This window comes from Caballeronia sp. (genome assembly GCF_049581465.1).
Lineage (GTDB): Bacteria > Pseudomonadota > Gammaproteobacteria > Burkholderiales > Burkholderiaceae > Caballeronia.
Genome location: NZ_JBAUSA010000228.1, coordinates 1 through 2,687, shown reverse-complemented (window position 1 = coordinate 2,687; position 2,687 = coordinate 1). Strand labels below are relative to the sequence as shown.

Sequence of the window (2,687 nt, the reverse complement as noted above, 5' to 3'; positions counted from 1 at the left end):
CATGACCCACGGAACGTTGTAGCGCTCGGCCCGCGTCGCAATATTGCCTTCGATCAGCTCGACGGCCTGGCGAAACGCATTGCGCAGCGAATCGGCGCGCAGCCGCACGATCTTGCGCTCGGCCGTGGGCTTGCTGCGCGCATTGTGCGCGGCGAAATACACCACCGCGCCCAGCACCGCGCACACGACGAAGATCAGGAGTGCCAGCGAGAGCAGGAACAGGTTGCTCGTCAGCATGCGAGAGCTCCCGCGGAGGGCAGGTTGTACAACCGCTTCATGCCTTGCTTCATGCCTTCACCCCCGCCACCGCATCGCCGTGCAGCGCTTCGCGCACCGGCCACGACTGCCACAGCCACAACAGTTCCGACACCGCCAGCAGCACCACCATCGCGGCCAGTCCGAGCATGGTCCAGCGGCTCACCGTGCGCAGCTTGCGCGGCGCGATATGGGAAATCGTGTTCGCATAAGCGTCATCCGCCAGCACACGCTCGCGCCCGCCGAGGTCGGCGCGGCGCTGATAGATGAATTCGTACAACTCCTCGCGATAGCTGCGCAATTGTCCTGCCGCGTCCGCGCCGCGAAAGCGGCCCTGGAACCCCATCGCGAGCGAGAACAGGCAGATCCGCGCGACGTCCCGGCGCGACGGCTCGCGATCCGACAACAGTTGCTCGATCTTGCGGAACACGAGGTCGCCCGCGACATTGGTGCGAAATAGCGTCGATTCGAGCAGATACGCGGTCCAGCGTTCGCGGCCAGTCCAGGGCGTGTTGAGCAGGATCTCGTCGGCCAGCACCGCCTTCAGGTAGCGCGCGTCCGCCAGGTTCTCCATGTCAAACCGCGTGCCTTCACGGCGCGATTCCAGCGTCTGGATTTCCAGCAGGTTCAGCAGATGCCGGCTCAGCCCTTGAGCTGCGGGTTCCGGGTCGGCATCGGGCACCTCGGAGAAGCGTTTTTGCGCTCTGATGAGCTCTTCGAGAAAACTGCGAAACTGCGTCATGATCAAGTCGTTTTCTTCGGATTCCAATCGATTACGTGCCATGCCCGGCCTACCTTTTTTTGACTGTCAGCCCTTCACGAACAGCAGCATTTCCTGCGGCCGCTGCGCGCTTGCGCTTTCATTCGGATTGCTTATGACGAGCGCCTCGCCCGCGAGCACGAGCTCCGGAGCGGCCTGGATTTCGAACAGCAGATAGCCGGATCCCGAGCGGATGCCCAGCTCTTCGGCGTACTCCACAACCCGGCGCGACGCGCCGAGCACCCGGCGGCTGCGCAGCGACGCATAGACCGACTGCGAGCCCACGACCGCACCCTCCATCCACGCGAGCAGGTCGCGCTCCGACTGGCCGCGCAGGCCGATGACCAGCCGCTCGCCGATCCACTCCCGCTGCAGCGCGATCTCGAAGGCGCCGTGGCGCAATTCGAACTTGTGCTCCCGATAGCCTTCGCTGACCTCGGCAATTGCGTCGCGCAACGCACGCAGCAGCGGCGTGAATACCGCGAGCGGATCGGCATGGTCGTAGTCGGGCGGCACGGGCGGCAAGCCCCCGGGCATCAGCATGCTCAGCGAGCCGGAGAGCGCGGCGAGTGCAAGATACAGCGCAAGCGGATGCAGGTAAGGCGTACGCAGCACCGCTTCGGCGAGCGGCAACGCGGCAAGCAGGCTGCGCAGCCGGTCCTTCAGTTCGAGCTGGGTGAGCCGGTCATCGATTTTCGAGGACGGAATCGCCGTTTGCCGCGCGACGAACGCCGCCTTGCCGCGTAGCTGTCCGAGCAGCGTGGCAACGGTCGTCCAAAGCGGACTGGCGCGGTCGATCTCCATCAGCGGTGGAAGCCGTTCGCCCAGACGCACGACCTCGTTGTCCCGGTAGACCGAACCGAGCCGCAGGGACACGTACATCGCCGACGGCAGTTCGCCGGCCGTCAGCGTGAGGTTTGGCAGGAGACGCGGGACGTCGGCCGGCGGTGCCGCAGAGACCTCATCCTCGACCGGCACGCCGGCGCTCGACCGAAAGCGCCGCACCTCGTTGTCGCGTCGCATCGACCCGGCGATGGGCAAGGTCAGGTAGAAATCGAGCGGCCCGCTCGCAAGCTGCTCCGCAAATGCTTCGAGCGACAGTTCGAGCCTGCCGTGCCGGCTCGACTCAGCCGCATACGACACGGCCGTGCCGTCGGGCATGATCGCGTCGAGTGCGAGCACTCGCACCACGCCGGCAGGCAGCAGGCCAGTGTCGAACACGACGCGCCGCACGCCCCAACTGAACGGCGCCGCAGCAAGCGTCTGCCACGCGACGAGCGAATCGACGCGCCCGCTTATCAACTGGAAATGCTGTGGCGCGAGCAGCATGCCTTCGAACCATTCGACGCGATCCACGATCGGTACGGTGCGCTCATGCATCGCGAGTCTCCTTGTGAAGCGTGGAAGAGCACGCAGCGTGACGGCGGCCGTGCGCCGGTGAGGAATTCTTGGATGTCATGGATTTCTTCGAAAGCGGATACGGTGTCATTTCACGGCCGATACGGAAAACGCGTTGTTGTCGAGCTGCACGGCGAGCCGGCCATTGAACTGTTCGATCCGCACGCGGTGCGCGCCCGGATCCGCATAATTGGCAAAGACAAAGGCCGCTGTCACGCGTGGCCGGTCGAAGGAGTCGCCGGTCACGTCGAGGTGCTGGCCCGGCACGACTTCC

General features: G+C 65.2%; 3 protein-coding genes and 1 pseudogene. All 4 read right to left on the bottom strand.

Annotated features, from left to right (window positions below; all coding sequences use genetic code 11):
• Window positions 1-237 (bottom strand): hypothetical protein (locus tag WCA53_RS05635; RefSeq protein ID WP_423906687.1); only part of this gene is annotated, 237 nt, incomplete at its 3' end.
• A gap of 49 nt (window positions 238-286) precedes the next feature.
• Window positions 287-1,039, bottom strand: a complete 753-nt coding sequence (locus WCA53_RS05630) for a DotU family type IV/VI secretion system protein (protein ID WP_423906684.1) — start codon at window positions 1,037-1,039, stop codon at window positions 287-289.
• A gap of 24 nt (window positions 1,040-1,063) precedes the next feature.
• Window positions 1,064-2,395 (bottom strand): type VI secretion system baseplate subunit TssK, encoded by a 1,332-nt coding sequence (tssK, locus tag WCA53_RS05625; RefSeq protein ID WP_423906681.1) that lies wholly within the window; start codon window positions 2,393-2,395, stop codon window positions 1,064-1,066.
• Between the two features lie 105 nt (window positions 2,396-2,500).
• Window positions 2,501-2,687: pseudogene (locus WCA53_RS05620) on the bottom strand (hypothetical protein); the annotation flags it as partial.